We start from the raw sequence: 17,870 nt of genomic DNA, 5'->3' as shown, positions 1-17,870 counted from the left end.
TAATTATTCACTACCTTTGCGCTCGCTAAAGTTCAATCGAATGCGCTACTCTAAAATTGTCGGCCTTGGCCATCACGTTCCGGACAATGTCATCACCAACGAATATCTTTCTACTGTTATGGATACCAACAACGACTGGATCGTTGAGCGTACCGGTATTCATGAAAGACGCTGGATGAATCCGGAGAAAGATACTGTTGCCAACATGGCTGCCAAGGCTACACGCATGGCCTTGCAACGCGCCAGGCTTAAGGAAACAGATATAGATTTCATTGTATTTGCTACTATTACACCGGACTATTTCTTTCCGGGTTCAGGAGTGTTGTTGCAACGTGAATTAGGTCTCGATGGCAAGATCGCAGCGCTCGACATCCGTAACGCATGCTCGGGATTTATATATGCACTTTCGGTGGCCGATCAGTTTATCAAAACGGGTATGTATAAAACGATACTCGTAGTAGGAGCCGAAATTCAATCTACCGCGCTGGATATATCTACCCGCGGAAGAAATACAGCCGTAATTTTTGGCGATGGTGCCGGTGCTGTTATACTTCAGCCTTCTGATAAGCCCGGTATATTATCAACGCATCTTCACTCAGACGGCACCTTTGCTGAAGAGCTATATGTAAAAGATCCGGGTAGCAGTCGCCCGCATAAAGAAAGACAACCCGAGCAGATCACCGATACTTCTACATTTAAAGTAGTGATGAACGGGAACCAGGTATTTAAACATGCAGTGGTTCGTTTCATGGAAGTAATTCAGGAGGCACTCGATGCCAACAAGCTTACCAAAGAAGCTATAAACCTGCTGGTGCCGCACCAGGCCAACCTGCGCATCAGCCAATATATACAGGAGAAACTGGCGCTCAGCAACGACCAGGTATATAATAACATTATGCGCTATGGCAATACCACAGCGGCTTCTATACCAATAGCCCTCAGCGAAGCCTGGGCTGAAGGTAAAATCAAAGAAAATGACTTAATTTGTTTAGCCGCCTTCGGCAGTGGCTTTACCTGGGCCTCTGCGCTGATCAGGTGGTAGACCGTTATACGTTGTCCGTTATAAGTTAATCGTTATTCGTAAAGACGGATAATCATTAACCAGTAACGTGTAACGATTAACTGATAACGATTAACTGATAACTGCTCCAAACCATGAAGACCGCCTCTTATAATCCGAGTCCGCTGGAAGTTGATTTCGCAAATGCGCTATATATCCTTCAGAAGGAAATTGAAAAACACCTGCAGGATAACCAGGTAATTCATGTAGAGACCAACACCCGCAAAGATAACCCCATGGTTCGTTTCAGCCTGCTCGATAAAGACGGTGATCCGCACGAGATCGTGGTGCGCATCGTACAGGTACCCGATAAATTCTAAGATACTCTCATCTATACGTTGCCTGCTATAGTAATGGAGACTGCCACAGTCTCCAATATGCATCTATATATACCTTCCATTTCTCCTATAGCCGTTCATCAAAGTTGTGAACCACCAACATAAACACCTGAACACATAAACACGTAAACACATTTTTCCTTAGCTTCGTTGGCAAACCAATCACTAAACCCGCGCTCAACGATGATCATTGTATTGTTCTGTATACTCCTGCTGGTCATACTGCTCTGGCAATTCAAGGTAAATAAAGTAGTCAGCACGCTTTCCACAGTATTGGTCACAGCACTTTACTTTACGCTGCGAATATTTCGCATTGTTGGTGACACAGGCGATCATCCACTGCTAACTATATTCTTCTGCATCGTTCTGCTCATCGTGATGATCTCGATGTTCAAGATCAATCCGTTCCTGGCCTTCCTGGTTGTATCGGCCCTGGCAGGTGCGTTGCTGGGTATACCTATAGCAACAATCACCACCTCTATCCAGAAAGGTATAGGCGATATGCTCGGTTCGCTGGTAATTGTTATTGCCTGCGGAGCCATGTTAGGCAAACTGGTAGCCGATAGTGGTGCAGCACAGCAGATCGCATCGTATATGGTAAAGCTTTTTGGCGAACGATATATACAGTGGGCGCTGATGTTTACCGGTTTTATCATTGGTATACCATTGTTCTACAATGTAGGATTTGTATTGGTTGTGCCGCTCATTTTTTCGGTAGCGCTCCGCTATAAATTACCAGCAGTATATATAGGCTTGCCCATGCTGGCATCACTTTCTGTAACGCATGGTTTTCTGCCGCCCCATCCTTCGCCTACTGCACTTGTAGCACAGTTTCATGCCAACATCGGCACTACGCTGCTATACGGTGTAATGATCGGATTACCGACTGTTATTATAGCAGGCCCTATATTTTCAAAGACTTTAAAGAAGATAAATCCGCCTGCTCCAAAAATATTCGAGAATGCAGCCGATGTTGCTCCGGAAAAATTGCCAGGACTTGGCATCAGTATCTTCTCTTCGCTCCTGCCGGTAATTTTACTGGCGGTCACAGCACTTCTTGCTTCGAGAGTTACCAATGAAAGTATACAGGCGATCATGAAGTTCGTAAGCGATCCGGCTATGGTCATGATTATCTCCCTGGCAGTGGCTACGTTTACACTCGGCACGGGGCAAGGCATGGAAATGCAAAAGGTGATGAACATCTATGGCGAAGCCGTAAAAGATATAGCGATGATCCTGCTGATCATGGGTGGTGCTGGCGCACTCAAACAGATTCTGATCGATAGCGGTGTAAGCAGTCAGATAGCGGTATTGCTCAGTGGCCTCGACATACATCCGCTGGTTTTAGGCTGGACGATTGCATGTTTAATTCGTGTGTGTGTTGGTTCTGCTACGGTAGCCGGGCTAACAGCCGCTGGTATAATTGCACCATTACTCTCAACGATGAACGTTGATCCCAACCTGATGGTGCTCTCCATCGGAGCGGGCAGTCTTATGTTCTCGCATGTTAATGACACAGGCTTCTGGCTATATAAAGAATATTTCAACCTCAGCATACGCCAGACAATTCAGTCGTGGTCGCTGATGGAAACCATTGTGTCGGTGTGTGGACTGATCGGGGTGATGATCATCCATTATCTTCAATAAAATTTAGTTTGTGTGAAATCTTTGGTATACTTATTTCGTTCAACAACCAGGTAACTTTATTGGATGAACGATTATGAGTAGTAGTGCTATAAAATCACACCGCGAAGAATTGGCCAACGCCCTAACGCATGGGCTGGGCGCACTGCTGGCAGCAGCAGCACTTGTTTTACTGGTAGTATTCGCCACGATAAAAGGTACAGCGTGGCACATCGTGAGCTTCTCTGTATTTGGCGGAACAATGGTGTTGCTATACATGGCCTCCACACTCTATCACAGCATTACCCACGAAAAAGCCAAATTGTTTTTCCGCAAGGTTGATCACATGTCTATCTACCTGCTCATTGCAGGCACCTATACTCCGTTCTGCCTATATCTTCAAAACTGGATTGGCTGGACAATGTTCGGTCTCATCTGGGCATGTGCTATTATCGGCATCGTATTGAAAGCATTCTTTACCGGTAAAAAAGAATTACTCTCCACCATCCTCTATATCATTATGGGTTGGCTGGGTGTTATCATCTTCAAGCAACTCTATGATGCCATACCACTCACCAGCTTTGTGTTTCTGTTGCTGGGTGGTGTGTTTTACACAGCAGGCACATTCTTCTTTGTGAAAGATAAAATCCGTTACTATCACAGCATCTGGCATTTGTTTGTGTTGGCCGGAAGCACAGCGCATTTCTTTTCGGTGATCGGTTTGCTGGGGTAATCAGGGATTGATTATCTTTTCAGCTCAATTCATCACTATGTCTACAATCTCACCCGATCAACGCTTTGAAGAGCTGAATCTTGTATTACCGCCTGCCCCAAAACCATTGGGAGTATATAAACCATTTCTCATCGTAGGAAATTTCGTGTATGTATCCGGGCACGGCACAGTGCAGGCAGATGGTTCACTGATCATCGGTCGTATCGGTAAAGATATGACGATGGAAGATGGTAAACTGGCTGCGCGCCAGGTAGGGCTTGCTATACTGGCCACACTAAAAGCAAACCTCGGAAGCTTCAACAAGATCAAACGTGTTGTTAAAGTATTGGGTATGGTTAACGCTGTATCTGAATTTGAACGTCATCCATTTGTGATCAACGGCTGCAGCGAACTCTTTGCCCAGGTATGGGGCGAAGAAAATGGTATCGGTGTGCGCAGTGCCGTAGGTATGGGCTCACTACCGGATAATATACCGGTAGAGATTGAGGCTATGTTTGAACTGCATTAATGGCTATTCCATTATCACCTGATAAATTGTATATTTAGCTATGCAAACTGTAGCGATCGAAAAACTGAGAGACTTGCACAGGTTAGCTTCTTCCAGAGAAGATATACATATCAGTGCCATTAATGAAGCGTTGCATGCCGATCTTAAAAATTCTCTGATCGGAAAAACATTCAGAATGCTTGGTAATGATATACTCATACACCCTTCTGATTTTCGTGACTGGCTTCACAAATTAAATACAAGCGGTTTTGATTACGCACTCCAATTGAAAGATGAACGTAAAGAAGCTATTGCGCGATATTGATATCGTTCATAAAATCTTTCAGAAAAAAAATTCCTGTTCAGCCCTGGGACGAATCGTTTCGGGAAAAACAACTTTACATTTTTAATCAAAGGGAAATCACCAAACACATCACACACAAAACTATGTTTATTGTTAGCAGTTCTCGGACAGTGATTTAATATTTAACAAAGAGAAAAACTTCGACTACATCATTACTTTTACAGGCGAGAAGATTTTAGAGGGAATGGAAAAACGCCTAAAGCAACAACGAACATGAGTGACTGGTTTACTATTAACAATATTGAGCAGGTGGATACTCCTGCCCTGGCCGTATACCCTGACCGCATCAAGGAAAACATTCGTATACTCAAAACATTTGTTCCTGATGTTACGCGTCTTCGTCCGCACATGAAGACGAACAAATCGCCTGAAGTAGCGAAGATGCTGATCAGCGAAGGTATAACACAATTCAAGTGTGCTACTATAGCAGAAGCCGAGATGCTGGCAGACGCCGGAGCAAAAGATATACTCCTCGCCTATCAACCTGTTGGCCCGAAAGCCGAACGCCTGGCAGAACTCACAGCGAAATTCCCGAATACTATTTTTGCCTGCCTGGTAGATACTATAGCTACCGCACGCCACATCAGTAATGTATTTGAAAAACACGCTTCAACCATCAAAGTATATATCGATCTGAATGTAGGGATGAACCGCACCGGTATTACTCCGGCTGCCGCGCTTGCACTCTATAAAGAATTATTATCCTTACCCGGCATCGTGGCGTACGGATTACACGCTTATGACGGCCACCTGCGTGATGTTGATTTTGCTGTGCGTACACAAAAATGCAACGAAGCTTTTGCAGCCGTGGAGAATCTGCGTCAACAGATTATACAGCAAACAGGCAATAGCCCGGCCGTTGTAGCAGGAGGAACACCAACATTTCCTATACACTCCAAACGTAAAGATGTAGCGTGCAGCCCCGGTACATATATATATTGGGACACCGGCTACAAAGGTATATTACAGGAGCAACCCTTTTTATTTGCAGCACTCGTGGTAACACGCGTAATCTCTATACCGGCAGAGAACACAATCTGCATCGACCTCGGGCATAAAGCCATTGCCTCTGAAAACCCGTTGACTAATCGCGTAACGTTTCTCAACGCTCCCGACCTGCAACCTATTGGCCACAGCGAAGAACACATGATTCTGAAAACACCTGCCGGCAGTAATTACCAGGTAGGCGATGTACTCTACGGTGTGCCTTACCACGTATGTCCTACTGTAGCCCTGCACGATCGTGCTGCTGTGGTGATCAACCACGAAGTACAGCAGTACTGGACTACGCGCGCACGCAACCGCATGATCACGGTATAGCGAAGTATATATATAACAGATCCGACAACTACACCACCAACCACCAGTCTGCAACCATGAATATACCTTTCATTATAGACGCTCATCTAGACCTGGCCATGAATGCCATGGAATGGAATCGAGACTATCGTAAATCCATACACGAAATCCGGAGCCGCGAAAAAGGCATGACCGATAAACCCGATCGCGGCAATGGTGTAGTATGCTTTGAAGAACTGCGAAAAGGAAATATAGGGCTGGTGGTAGCCACACAGATTGCCCGCTATGTAGCACCCGACAATAATTTACCGGGCTGGCATTCGCCTGAGCAGGCATGGGCACAAACACAAGCGCAACTTGCATGGTATAAGGCTATGGAAGAAGCCGGTGAGATGGTGCAGATCACCAACCTGCAGCAGCTTGAAAATCATTTGCAGCAATGGAACAACGGGAAGCCCAATGATAAAAAAGCGATCGGGTATATATTAAGCCTCGAAGGTGCAGACTCTATTGTTACAGTTGATTATGTAGAGCGTGCCTATAATTCCGGTTTACGTGCTATCGGTCCCGGTCACTATGGTCCCGGTCGTTATGCACAGGGCACCAACGCTACCGGAGGTATGGGTAAACCCGGACAGGCTTTACTGAAAGAAATGGAGCGACTCAACATCATACTCGATGCTACACATTTATGCGATGATAGTTTCTGGGAAGCGATGGATCATTTTCATGGCAACGTATGGGCTAGTCACAACAACTGCAGAACACTGGTAAATCATAACCGCCAGTTTAGTGACGAACAAATTAAAGAACTGATCAGCCGCGGTGCAGTGATTGGTGGAGTAATGGATGCGTGGATGGTGGTGCCGGAATGGATCAAGAATGTATCAACGCCTTTGAGCATGGACTGCGGCCTGGAAAAACTGATCGATCACATGGATCACATCTGTCAGCTTGCCGGTAATGCCAACCATATAGCAATAGGCTCTGACCTGGATGGAGCGTTTGGCAAAGAACAAAGTCCGTACGACATCGAAACTATAGCAGACCTGCAAAAGATACCGGCTATGCTGGCGAAGCGCGGCTATTCGGAAGAAGATATAGCGAATGTATTGCACGGAAATTGGTTGAGGTTTTTGAGAAGAGCGTGGAAATAGAAAGCTTTAAGTGGAAAGCAGAAAGTGGAATGCAGGGGGAGCTGAGATACAGGAGTAAGAAGCCGGGAGTAAGAAGTAAATAGTGGTTATAAGATTTTTTTATGAAATATCTGTAGCGTGTGCGGGGTGTTTGCGACCAATGGGTTCATACACTTTAACAACGATGCTATGAGGTATATTTCTTTACTGGTTCTTGTTTGTATGGCTGCTGGTTCGGCAGTGGCGCAGGTTGATACGATCAATACAAAAAATCTGAAGCTCAACATGGCTGCTTTTCGCGAGGGGAAAAGCTCGTACGCAGTTTTCTTTGAAGATAGTTTGGGAAGACGTTTGGGTTCGGCTGCCCTCTGGGATCGCTCGGTGCGCATCTCACAGCAAGCTGGCAAAAAGATATACCACTTCGACTGGAACTGGTATCAGAAAGATTCATTGATGGCCCACGTAGAGGCTACTGGCGAACTGCCCTCTCTTACTCCGCTTACACACTATGCCAGCTATAAGAAGCGCGGCAAATTTACCTATAGCTTTCGTAACAACGTTGTTACTATTCCGGATTCATCGCGCCATACCAAACGTGATAGTACCTTTAGCGTAACACTGAATCCTCCGGCCTTTGAGTTTCCGATGGACCTTGAGATATTTCCATTGCTGCCGTTTAAAAAGATCGGTCAGAAATTCGCGATTGCTTTTTATGAACCGGGCACACCCAAGTCGGATTATTACCTGCTCACCGTTACAGGAAAAGAAGACCTTGCTTTGAACAACAGCGTAAAAGTTCCGTGCTGGTTGTTACGCATCGACTATGCACCTGGCGCTTATGCTACCTTCTGGATTGCCGATAAATCGCGCGAAGTACTAAAGATGCGAGAATACTTCCGCGGAAGATATAGAACGAAAGTACGTTTATACTAGAGCATACTCACAAGAGCCTGCATCACAAAAAAAATAGCTCTCCGCCTGGGGCGGAGAGCTATTTTCGTTATAACTATACTATATCTTACTGATTTGGTTTCTCCAGGTCGATCTTCTGTACTTTTTCGTAACCGAATATTTCATCCAGCGAAAGCTCTTTTACTTCGCCATATTGTTTCAGCTCCTTGAAGTTGATCTTGTTCTTGTTACCGATCAGCACTATATTAAAGTTCTTTCCTTTAATGTTATCCTGCGCAAACTTCTCAACATCGGCCAGTGTAAATTTCTGCACCTGGTCATATACATCTTTACGTATATCATAATCGAGTCCACGCTTGCGTGCTGTTTCATAATCAAAGAGTATACGCGTTTTGGTAATGCGCTCACTCTCTATCTGGTTCAGTATAGCATTGCGTGCTACTTCAAAGCCGGCTTCTGTTCTCGGGAAATTCGTAAGCAAACCTTTCATCGCCTTCATCGCCTCGGGTTGTTTGTCGGCCTGCGTTCCTATATAGGCATAGAACATATCGTTGCCTGTAGGTTTATCAGCCGAGCCATAGTATGCAAAAGCAGCATACGCCAGGCCTTGTGCTTCTCTCAATTCCTGGAACACCGGAGAACTCATGTTACCACCAAAGTATTCATTGAACATGCGACTGATCGGTAAACGTGTCTTATCAAAACCCTCACCTTTCGACAGGTACATGATTTCTTCCTGCACCATATCATAATCAGCCCAGTATACGGTTGGCTTGGCTACATCCTGCATTTTAAATTCTACCGGAGGTGGTACAGGCTTTAACTGATCGGGCAGTGCATGGTATTGATTGAGCGATGCTACAACTTCCTCGCCTTTCTTCGGCCCGTAGTATAGCACACGGTGTTGCGTTTTTGTAAAGTCCTTGATGATCGTGATCAGTTCATCGGCTTTTACTTCGCGAAGCTCTTTATTGCTCAGCACATTGGTAAAGGGAGATTTAGCACCATATAGTCCGTAGTTGATCAGACCATCAAACATAATCGTGCCTTTGTCCTTCTTGCTGTCATCGCGCTTCTTGAATATACCATCAATCATTTTCTTCAGCGCTTCATCATCCGCTTTCGGATTGGCCAGTAATTTTTCAAAGAGCTGCAGTGCTTTATCCGTGTTCTCGGTGAGGCCCGTCAGGTATATATAGGTTCTGTCTTCCGCTGCCGATACACCAACGTTACACCCCAGCTTATAAAACTCTTTCTTGAACTCTTCGGCCGACATTTCATCGGTGCCCAGATATTGCAAATACTCCACGGCAACATTCATCTTCGGATCGTTGTTCGTTCCTACATCCGACAGATAGTATAGCGAGAAAAGATCGTTCTCTGTATTGGGTGTATAGAGTACATCAACATCCTTGTTCATCTTCAGCTTCTGAATGTCTTTGTCATAATCCACAAACACCGGCTTCAGTTTCTGAGGCTTGTTCTTTAGTATCGCTTCGTGGAATGGCGACTTGTCTTCCTTGTTAAGCGTTACTTTGGTAATAGTGGGCTTATCCACTTTTTGAGCATGCGGATCTTTACCGGTGCGTTTATATACCACCACATAATTATCCTTGTAGTTCTCATTGGCAAACTTAACTATATCTTCCTTCTTGATCTTGCGCAGATCATCAACCTCGGCAATATACTGTTCCCACGGTATACTGTTGGTAAAGGCGAGCACCAGGTCATTGGAGCGCGACCAGTTGCGTTCTGATCCCTGTATTTTATTTTTCTTCAGATCGTTGATCGTAGCTTCGATCAGCCAGTCTTCAAACTCTCCTTTCTTTACCAGCTCGATCTGTTCCAGCAATAATTTCTTTACATCTTCCAGGCTCTGCCCTTCGCGCGGGCGACCGGAGAATGTATGAATGCTATAGTCTCCCAACTGATCTACATAGCTGGAGGGCTCTATTACTTTTTGCTGTTGCTTCAGGTTTATATCGATAAGTCCCGCCTGTGAGTTGGACAAAATCATATCCGTAAGCGTTAACAATTTATAGTCCTCACTGTTTCTTCCGCGAAAGCGAAAACCAACATTTACCCACTCTGCATCGGGGCCGTATACTTCTTTCTCTACCGGTTTGGCAATCGGGTCTTCTTCAACTTTCGTCCACACCGGCAATTGATCGTTGGCCTTCCAGCTGCCAAAAGATTTATCGATCAGGGCAATCGTCTTATCATAATCCAGGTCACCACTCAAACAGATCGCCACATTGTTCGGACGATAGTATGTATCAAAATATTTTTTGATCTCGGTAATAGAAGGATTCTTCAGGTGATCAATTGTACCGATAACGGTTTGCGTACCATAAGGATGCTTGGTAAAAATAGCACCGTATAGCGTTTCGAAAGTTTTCCAGTAGTCGTTATCGAGGCTTCGGTTCTTCTCCTCATATACCGCTTCCAGTTCGGTGTGGAATAAGCGCGGCACTATTTTCTGAAAGCGATTACCTTCCAGTTGCAGCCAGCTCTCCAGTTGATTGGCCGGTATATCGTTGATATATACCGTGCGATCTTCAGAAGTATAGGCGTTGGTACCACGCGCACCGAGCTCGCTCACCATTTTATCATACTCATTGGCAATAGCAAATGCTGATGCTTCGTTAGATACCTGATCGATCAGTTTGTAATACTTTACACGTTCAACAGAATCTTTCAGCGTGCTATAGTGTGTAAACATATGTTCAATACTGTCGAGGTATACCGACTCTTTTGTCCAGTCGCGCGTACCAAAATCGGCAGTGCCTTTAAACATAATGTGCTCCAGGTAGTGCGCCAGACCGGTGTTGGTGGCGGGATCATTTTTACCGCCTGCCTTTACAGCGATCTGGGTTTGAATGCGAGGCTCAGCTGCGTACTGGCTCAGGTAAACTTTCAAACCATTCTTTAGCGTGTAAATTCTTACCTTCAGTGGATCGTTGGTAACATACTCATACGAGTAACCGTTGCTTTCACCGGTTTTGCGTTCATACTTGCCGCTTTCATTCTGACAAGCCCATAAAAAGAGCAGGGCGACCAGGGTGGTGCGCCAAAAGGTTTTGATCATGAATCCGTGGTTTTAAGGGTTTCGATTAAAAATAACGAAGATTACCATACATCCTTATGAATTTTACCTTTTAAATGATGAATTTTCCAGTCCTGAATAAATTCACACGTGAGCATTGGTTTCTGCGTAGAATAAAATTATCTCATGAAGACTAAAAAAAGATTACTCGCCTTCTCCATTGTGCTGGTTGCCTTGGTAGCTGCGGCTTTCACGCCACCGGCTGAACGCTATTTCGAAATCGCCAAGAACCTCGACATTTTTGCCACGCTGTTCAAGGAAGTAAATGCACTATATGTAGACGATGTAAATCCAAATAAACTGGTGCGCACAGGCATTGATGCCATGCTCAATTCGCTGGACCCTTATACCAACTATATACCGGAAGATGAAGTGGAAGACTTCCGTACGATCAATACAGGGCAATATGGAGGTATAGGCGCTATTACCCGCGAAATAGGTAGCCGTACCGTTGTAACGATGATTATGGAAGGATATGGCGCACAAAAAGGCGGCCTGAAGATTGGCGATGAGATTGTTCGCATTGATGATATAGAACTTGCCAAACTTACCCGCGAAGAATCAAGCCACCTCATGAAAGGACAGGTAGGCACTCCGGTAGCGTTAACCATTAAACGCAAAGGCGTGGACCAACCTATACGCATTGAATTTAAACGCGAGAAGATCAAAGTAAATAATGTACCCTACTACGGCATGGTGGGAAATGATGTAGCCTTTATACAGCTTTCTGATTTTACTCCGGATGCTGCCAAAGAAGTAAAGAACGCATTGACTGCACTGAAAGAAAAAGGCGCCAAGAGTGTTATACTCGACCTGCGCGGCAACCCGGGAGGTTTACTGATAGAAGCGGTAAATATCACGAACCTGTTTTTACCAAAAGGTAAACTGGTAGTAAGCACCAAAGGAAAAATACCGGAGAACAACCTCAACTATGAAACGCTAAACCCTCCGGTAGATACAGATATACCGGTAACGGTACTAATCAACCGCGGCAGTGCATCTGCTTCCGAGATTGTAGCAGGAACTTTGCAAGATTATGATCGTGCCGTAATTATCGGTGAGAAATCGTATGGTAAAGGATTGGTACAGGTTAGTCGCCCGCTCTCCTATAACTCACAATTGAAAGTTACTACAGCTAAGTATTATACTCCTACGGGGCGTTGTATCCAGGTACTGGACTATACACATCGCAGGGAAGATGGCAGCGTGGGTTCTATACCCGATTCGCTGAAACGTGCTTTTAAAACTTCCACAGGTCGCACGGTATATGATGGTGGTGGTATAGATCCGGATGTTAAGACTGAACCCAAAGAAGCGCACTTGCTGACGCAAGTACTTTTTGAGAAAGGGTATATATTCGATTTTGTTACGCAATATGTTTCCAAACGTACCGAGCCGGTAAATGCACGCACCTTCGCATTAAGCGATGAAGAATACCAGCAGTTTGTTACCTGGATGAAGGATAAGAACTATAAGTATAAATCCTACCTCGAATACGAACTTCAGGAATTTACCGAAGAAGCCAAAAAAGAAAAATACTATAGCGAACTGAAAGCACAACTCGAGCAGGTAGCCAACCGCATTGCCGAAAGCAAGAAGAGCGAATTGATACTCTACAAAGACGAGATCAAACTATTGCTGGAAGAAGATATAGTAGCCCGTTATCATTTGGAAAAAGGAAGCATCGAAGCCGGCTTCAAGTACGATGACGATGTAAAGAAAGCCATCGATATATTGCATGATAATGTGCGGTATAAAAAGACGCTGAATTTGTAAAAAGTTACTGGCTGCCTGAAGCGGGAATCAATGTATTTTATTCTGTGTGAATCTGTGAATTCTGTGGGAACAAAAATCCAATTGCACAAAGAAGACTCAAAGTAGCACAAAGCTATACTTCTAATTTTTCAATCTTAAAATTTTCCAATCTTAAAATCTCTCTTTCCGCTTTCGACTTTTAGCTTTCAGCTTTAGACCCATGAAGAAAGTAAAGATCATCGCTGCTATACTGTTGCTCTCCACCATGGTGCTGATGCATGCGTGCATGACGTTTCGCATGAGTTCGAAGGAGGTGGATACATTCTTTAAGGAAAATCACATCAGCGGGTCGCAGCATTCCTATACCCGGGGATTTCGCAACATACATTATGCCGAGGCAGGCGATACTACCAAACCGCTTATACTCTTTATACACGGCTCGCCCGGATCGCTCAGTGCATTTATACACTTCCTGAAAGATTCTTCCCTTACACAACAGGCGCTGCTCGTTACAACGGACAGGCCAGGGTTTGGCTACTCGAATTTTGGTACAGGAGAAAAGTCGTTACAAAAACAGGCCGCTATACTCAAGCCTATACTGGAGAAACATAAACACAATCGCCCGATTATACTCGTTGGACATTCGTTGGGTGGACCGCTCATTGCGCGCATGGCGATGGACTATCCTGAACTGGTAGATGGATTGATCATTGTGGCAGGATCGATCGATCCGGAACTGGAACCAAACGAAACATGGTTTCGCGCACCACTCGCTACACCATTCTTGCGATGGATATTGCCGCGTTCGTTCAGAGCCTCCAACGATGAAATATACCACCTGAAGCCCGAGCTCGAGGAAATGCTTCCGCTATGGAAAACAATCAAGTGTCCTGTAATTGTTATACAGGGAAGAAAAGATGTACTCGTCTCCCCTGCCAATGCTGACTTTGCTAAAAAAATGCTGGTAAATGCTCCGGTGGAATTTGTTTTCAAAGATGATATGAATCACTTTGTTCCGTGGAGCAATCCCGAACTCATTCACGATGCGATTGTGCGGATGCTGCACAACCAGCCATCGGCAGAGAAGTAAATTTACTCCTCAACTTTAAACTCAGGGTTGTAAATTATACCGAGTATATTTCCCCACGGATCTTTTACAGTAGCTACTACAATCTCGCCACCAACGTTCTGCGGTTTTTCATGTTCGGTTGCACCGAGCGCAAGCAGACGATCATATTCCTGCTGCACGGCCAATACACCCCAATACGATACCACGCTTTCCGCTTTCTCTTTTACCGGAGTCTCTTCCGGTTGCAAGCCCAGCTCATAGCCTCCTATATTAAAACCAACATAGAATGGTTCATCAAAATATGGAGTTGTTTCAAAAGCTTTGGAATACCACGCCTTTGCTTTATTGATATCCGATACTTTGTAAATGGTAGTGCGTAATCCGAGCATAGCAGTAAAATATTTGATGGTGGATTGGATATACGAATATCTTTTCTCCCACCCGATTATTCAAATCCTATGCTATATTTTATTATGATTTTTGTCAGAGAAACGTTTTATCAACATATACATTCTGTGAAATCTCTCCCTGCTTGCGCAACGCTTCTGCTACCATATCTTTCAGCGCATGCTCGTTTGATTCTGCTTCTTTCTTTTCCAGGCTTTCGTTGTTGCTTCTGAGCTCATCATTCAATCGCCTGATCTGCGCCATATACTCACGCTCCTTGCGCGCCAGCTCTTCCTGTGTAGCCTGCATCTCTTCCATATTCTGTCGCATTTCTTCTTCCTGCGCATTGAGTCGCTCCATCTGCTCCTGCGACTGATAAAGTAAATTTTGTGTTCGCTCTGCGGTCAGTACATTCGCCAATGTAGAAGCAATATTCTCAGCGATCTTCTCCAGAAAACCTAACTCGTGCTGTTCGATCTCTTTAAACGAAGCGATCTCGATCACACCATATACTATATCATTTACTTTTAACGGAAGAATAACCAGGTTGCGTGGTGTAGACATACCCAACCCCGAAGTGATCTTTACATAGTCGGCCGGTATATCACGCAGGTATATCATTGAACCTTCCTGCCACGCCTGCCCGGCAAGACCATTCCCTTTTTCAATCTCCTGCTCATAGTATTTCTTACGATCCCACGCATAACCCGCTTTCAACAACAACACTTCTTCACCTTCTGCCTTCTCTTCCACGGTATAAAAGAATGCCTGGTTCACCTGCATATACCTTACCAGGTACGACAACACATGATCGGCAAACGTGGCTATATTGTGCGACTCCTTCCGGCTGAGATCAACATAACCGGCCATTCCATTCAGCACCCAATTTCTCTTTTCATCTTCTACAGCTGCCTTCTTCAGGTTGCCACGCATTTCAAGCAATGATTTCCCTAACTGGTCATGCTCACTTAACGGTGTATATACTACATCCAGATTTCCTTTACCAACCTCAACAGCAAACTTTACGGTTTCTGTTACCGAGTCGAGGTAGCTATTGAGCGATTGCATCATCACGCCAACTTCATCGCTGCTGGCATCTTTACTGCGCTCCGGTAATTTACCCTGGCTCACATCCGTAATGATGCGACTCGCCCGCTTGATGCGCTTCACGATACGATTTGAAATAATAACGCTGATGATCAACGATCCTGAAACAGCAAACAACGCAATTGAAAATATACCCGACAATGATTTGCGTGCCGTAACATTTCCCTGCTCTTCCAGCGAAGCATAATGATGCTGGATTTTATTATTGAACGCATTCATCGGTTTTACGAGGCCGGTATAGTATTTACCAAACTCCGATAGCATCAAAAATGATTCGGCATCACCATCAATTTCATGCACAAACAGATCGGTCGAGAAAGCCGCGTACTCTTTACCTTTGGTATATATTTCGTCTACCACAGGATCTTTACCGTTCAACTTCAAAAGCTTTTGTGTGTTGTCAATAAAGCCTTTGATCTGTTCATCAAATTCTTTACGGATTTCCATTTTCTCGTTGACATCCGAGTGATCTACCGAAAAGCCACGGTATACCAGTCCACGGAGATTGTCGCGCATGTTCTGCGCCAACAGGAGGTAATTCAATTGTTTACCTTCCTGCGCAAGCGTGTCTTTTGCATCATTGAGATTGCGTATACCCGAATAACTGATATACAACACACAGATAATTAGAGCAGAGTTTACACCGATCAATAAAAGTATCTGCTGACGGATAGTAAGTTTCATAGGGTTTAAAATTATTGTACAACAAATCGGCATGGCGGAGTATATCCGCCATAAGCCGAAGTATAATAGAGAGAGTATAAAAAATTACTTAAAGTGCCGTGTTGCTCCTTCTGCGAAATAGCTCGGGAGAAAGCGGTGGTGCTATAGCGCGTGTTGCCACTATAGCAGACCGAGGTTGAAAAAGAGAAGGCCGGTATACCTGGAGCATACGGGCCAGAAGAGCAAGAAGAGAGGGTCTTGTTTTCATACGCTTGAGGTTAATTGGTTTTACAACGGGCATCTATACAACGATAGCCCGGCAACCGGTATACTTTATTTTAACAGACAACTATAGTATTGCCGATTACCTTAAGTAAAGTAACGGAATCGTAAAACCTCTCCCATCAGGGAACTCCTGATTTTCGTAAATCAGGAGTTCCCTGATAACTCATCCATGTTTAAACTGGAATTGGATAATGATCGATTGAATATCGAACAAGGAATATTGATCAACGAATGTTGAAGTAAAAAGGGGAAAGCTGAATGCTTAAAGCTAAAAGTAGAAAGTATAAATGCACTTAGCTTTATACTTTCTACCTGTATTTTCTTGTGTTATTCTGTGAGTTCTGCGGGAAATATTCTGCATTTTAAATATAGAATAAAGAACATCGATCAACGAATGTTGAAGTAAAAAGGGGAAAGCTGAATGCTTAAAGCTAAAAGTAGAAAGTATAAATGCACTTAGCTTTATACTTTCTACCAGTATTTTTCTTGTGTTATTCTGTGAGTTCTGCGGGAAATATTCTGCATTTTAAATATCGAATAAAGAACATCGATCAACGAATGTTGAAGTAAAAAGGGGAAAGCTGAATGCTTAAAGCTAAAAGTAGAAAGTATAAATGCACTTAGCTTTATACTTTCTACCTGTATTTTTTGTGTTATTCTGTGAGTTCTGTGGGATATTCTGCATTGAAGTAAAAGACAACATCGGTATTCACGATTAACCATTAACGACTAACGCTATAGTGATCGTACACAGCCTTCCCTATACGCGCAATAGCTGCTTCCGTCTTCTCATCTCCATCGGCAGCATCGGTGATAAATACAACAAGGGCTACATGCTGACCATTGGGAAGAGTAATTATACCAGCATCGTTGATGGCGCCATTTATACCTTTATCGTTAGTACCACCCGTTCCGGTTTTATGTGCTACGATAGTGTTGGCGGGTAATAACGCCTTTATTCGTTTAAGACCCGTTGGCGATTCTACCATCCACTTCCATAATTCTTCTGTACTGCTTTTCGACAAAGCTTTCTGCTGGAAGAATATATTCAGTATTTCCAACATCGCTGTTGGTTCGCACCAGTTGGTATACTGTACATCCCATGCCTGGTGCATTTCATCTTCTGTGGCTGCTATCGCTATATTCTTTACTCCCAGGCTATGTACGTAGCGGTCTATACTCTTTGGTCCACCTAATAAACGGAAGAGCATATCGCAGGTGTTGTTATCGCTGAGTGACACAGTATACATCAGCAAATCACGCAACGTAACATCCGCATTGCCCTGCGGATATTTTACCGCCATCGGGCTCCATGTATTGGGGAGCATATCTTTCTGGGTAATATGTATCTTCTGCTCCAGCGACAACTTGCCACGATCCACTTCATGCAACACCGCCATAGCCAGCGGAAACTTGAACACACTTTGCATAACAAGGTGCTGCGCCCCCTGGTAGGAGACTGTATCTTTCTTCTCCAGGTGCATCACAGCAACACCTACTTTGGCATTGAGCGATCGGGCTATCTCCGCAATCTCCGAACGAAGCG

At 44.4% G+C, this 17,870-nt stretch carries 16 protein-coding genes; 11 read left to right on the top strand and 5 right to left on the bottom strand.

The features are described from left to right. Nucleotides 1-40 precede the first annotated feature (40 nt). The 9 genes from VIN08_RS07700 (at nt 41) to VIN08_RS07660 (ending at nt 7,973) form a co-directional block, all read left to right on the top strand. Nucleotides 41-1,042: a beta-ketoacyl-ACP synthase III gene (locus VIN08_RS07700; protein WP_331962686.1), complete on the top strand. Its 1,002-nt coding sequence runs from the start codon at nt 41-43 to the stop codon at nt 1,040-1,042. Between the two features lie 113 nt (nt 1,043-1,155). Next, nucleotides 1,156-1,380 (top strand): hypothetical protein, encoded by a 225-nt coding sequence (locus VIN08_RS07695; RefSeq protein ID WP_331962680.1) that lies wholly within the window; start codon nt 1,156-1,158, stop codon nt 1,378-1,380. Between the two features lie 201 nt (nt 1,381-1,581). Continuing rightward, nucleotides 1,582-3,045 carry a gluconate:H+ symporter gene (locus VIN08_RS07690; protein WP_331962677.1) on the top strand — a complete coding sequence of 488 codons (1,464 nt, stop codon included), beginning with the start codon at nt 1,582-1,584 and terminating at the stop codon, nt 3,043-3,045. A gap of 73 nt (nt 3,046-3,118) precedes the next feature. After that, complete coding sequence (gene trhA, locus VIN08_RS07685; RefSeq protein WP_331962674.1) at nt 3,119-3,754, top strand: PAQR family membrane homeostasis protein TrhA; 636 nt, start codon at nt 3,119-3,121, stop codon at nt 3,752-3,754. Nucleotides 3,755-3,791: 37 nt separating this feature from the next. Then, nucleotides 3,792-4,262 (top strand): RidA family protein, encoded by a 471-nt coding sequence (locus tag VIN08_RS07680; protein WP_331962671.1) that lies wholly within the window; start codon nt 3,792-3,794, stop codon nt 4,260-4,262. A 40-nt stretch (nt 4,263-4,302) separates the two neighbouring features. Continuing rightward, the gene (locus VIN08_RS07675; RefSeq protein ID WP_331962668.1) at nt 4,303-4,566 is read left to right on the top strand and encodes a hypothetical protein; all 264 of its coding nucleotides are present in this window, start codon (nt 4,303-4,305) and stop codon (nt 4,564-4,566) included. A 252-nt stretch (nt 4,567-4,818) separates the two neighbouring features. Further along, nucleotides 4,819-5,925, top strand: a complete 1,107-nt coding sequence (locus VIN08_RS07670) for a D-TA family PLP-dependent enzyme (RefSeq protein ID WP_331962665.1) — start codon at nt 4,819-4,821, stop codon at nt 5,923-5,925. Nucleotides 5,926-5,981: 56 nt separating this feature from the next. Further along, nucleotides 5,982-7,061, top strand: a complete 1,080-nt coding sequence (locus tag VIN08_RS07665; protein WP_331962683.1) for a dipeptidase — start codon at nt 5,982-5,984, stop codon at nt 7,059-7,061. Nucleotides 7,062-7,229: 168 nt separating this feature from the next. Further along, nucleotides 7,230-7,973 (top strand): hypothetical protein, encoded by a 744-nt coding sequence (locus VIN08_RS07660; protein ID WP_331962662.1) that lies wholly within the window; start codon nt 7,230-7,232, stop codon nt 7,971-7,973. Nucleotides 7,974-8,058: 85 nt separating this feature from the next. Here VIN08_RS07660 and VIN08_RS07655 read toward each other — a convergent pair whose 3' ends face one another. After that, a complete protein-coding gene (locus VIN08_RS07655; RefSeq protein ID WP_331962659.1) occupies nt 8,059-11,040 on the bottom strand; it encodes a M16 family metallopeptidase in 2,982 nt (993 codons plus the stop codon). Between the two features lie 144 nt (nt 11,041-11,184). On the opposite strand from VIN08_RS07655, the gene VIN08_RS07650 reads away from it, so the two are divergent. Both VIN08_RS07650 and VIN08_RS07645 read left to right on the top strand, forming a co-directional pair. Next, nucleotides 11,185-12,834, top strand: a complete 1,650-nt coding sequence (locus VIN08_RS07650; protein ID WP_331962656.1) for a S41 family peptidase — start codon at nt 11,185-11,187, stop codon at nt 12,832-12,834. A gap of 199 nt (nt 12,835-13,033) precedes the next feature. Next, nucleotides 13,034-13,903, top strand: a complete 870-nt coding sequence (locus VIN08_RS07645; protein ID WP_331962653.1) for an alpha/beta hydrolase — start codon at nt 13,034-13,036, stop codon at nt 13,901-13,903. Between the two features lie 2 nt (nt 13,904-13,905). On the opposite strand, the gene VIN08_RS07640 is transcribed toward VIN08_RS07645, so the two are convergent. The 4 genes from VIN08_RS07640 to bla all read right to left on the bottom strand — a co-directional run. Continuing rightward, nucleotides 13,906-14,271: a VOC family protein gene (locus VIN08_RS07640; RefSeq protein ID WP_331962650.1), complete on the bottom strand. Its 366-nt coding sequence runs from the start codon at nt 14,269-14,271 to the stop codon at nt 13,906-13,908. 94 nt (nt 14,272-14,365) lie between these two features. Continuing rightward, nucleotides 14,366-16,060 carry a GAF domain-containing protein gene (locus VIN08_RS07635; RefSeq protein ID WP_331962647.1) on the bottom strand — a complete coding sequence of 565 codons (1,695 nt, stop codon included), beginning with the start codon at nt 16,058-16,060 and terminating at the stop codon, nt 14,366-14,368. An 88-nt stretch (nt 16,061-16,148) separates the two neighbouring features. Further along, the gene (locus tag VIN08_RS07630; RefSeq protein WP_331962644.1) at nt 16,149-16,307 is read right to left on the bottom strand and encodes a hypothetical protein; all 159 of its coding nucleotides are present in this window, start codon (nt 16,305-16,307) and stop codon (nt 16,149-16,151) included. 739 nt (nt 16,308-17,046) lie between these two features. Beyond that, nucleotides 17,047-17,870, bottom strand: an 824-nt coding sequence (gene bla, locus VIN08_RS07625; protein ID WP_331962641.1) for a class A beta-lactamase, subclass A2, incomplete at its 5' end; no start/stop codon positions are given.

This window comes from Ohtaekwangia sp. (assembly GCF_036568665.1).
In the GTDB taxonomy this organism is placed as follows: Bacteria; Bacteroidota; Bacteroidia; order Cytophagales; family Cyclobacteriaceae; genus Ohtaekwangia.
The sequence above is the reverse complement of the archived record's forward strand: the minus strand, read 5'-3'. Positions and strand labels throughout refer to the sequence as shown.

Coding starts and splice junctions, on each gene's coding strand:
- VIN08_RS07660 (WP_331962662.1), top strand. CDS start 7,230: ATGAGGTATATTTCTTTACTGGTTCTTGTTTGTATGGCTGCTGGTTCG.
- VIN08_RS07655 (WP_331962659.1), bottom strand. CDS start 11,040: ATGATCAAAACCTTTTGGCGCACCACCCTGGTCGCCCTGCTCTTTTTA.
- VIN08_RS07670 (WP_331962665.1), top strand. CDS start 4,819: ATGAGTGACTGGTTTACTATTAACAATATTGAGCAGGTGGATACTCCT.
- VIN08_RS07700 (WP_331962686.1), top strand. CDS start 41: ATGCGCTACTCTAAAATTGTCGGCCTTGGCCATCACGTTCCGGACAAT.
- VIN08_RS07630 (WP_331962644.1), bottom strand. CDS start 16,307: ATGAAAACAAGACCCTCTCTTCTTGCTCTTCTGGCCCGTATGCTCCAG.
- VIN08_RS07650 (WP_331962656.1), top strand. CDS start 11,185: ATGAAGACTAAAAAAAGATTACTCGCCTTCTCCATTGTGCTGGTTGCC.
- VIN08_RS07640 (WP_331962650.1), bottom strand. CDS start 14,271: ATGCTCGGATTACGCACTACCATTTACAAAGTATCGGATATCAATAAA.
- VIN08_RS07695 (WP_331962680.1), top strand. CDS start 1,156: ATGAAGACCGCCTCTTATAATCCGAGTCCGCTGGAAGTTGATTTCGCA.
- VIN08_RS07645 (WP_331962653.1), top strand. CDS start 13,034: ATGAAGAAAGTAAAGATCATCGCTGCTATACTGTTGCTCTCCACCATG.
- VIN08_RS07665 (WP_331962683.1), top strand. CDS start 5,982: ATGAATATACCTTTCATTATAGACGCTCATCTAGACCTGGCCATGAAT.
- trhA (WP_331962674.1), top strand. CDS start 3,119: ATGAGTAGTAGTGCTATAAAATCACACCGCGAAGAATTGGCCAACGCC.
- VIN08_RS07680 (WP_331962671.1), top strand. CDS start 3,792: ATGTCTACAATCTCACCCGATCAACGCTTTGAAGAGCTGAATCTTGTA.
- VIN08_RS07635 (WP_331962647.1), bottom strand. CDS start 16,060: ATGAAACTTACTATCCGTCAGCAGATACTTTTATTGATCGGTGTAAAC.
- VIN08_RS07675 (WP_331962668.1), top strand. CDS start 4,303: ATGCAAACTGTAGCGATCGAAAAACTGAGAGACTTGCACAGGTTAGCT.
- VIN08_RS07690 (WP_331962677.1), top strand. CDS start 1,582: ATGATCATTGTATTGTTCTGTATACTCCTGCTGGTCATACTGCTCTGG.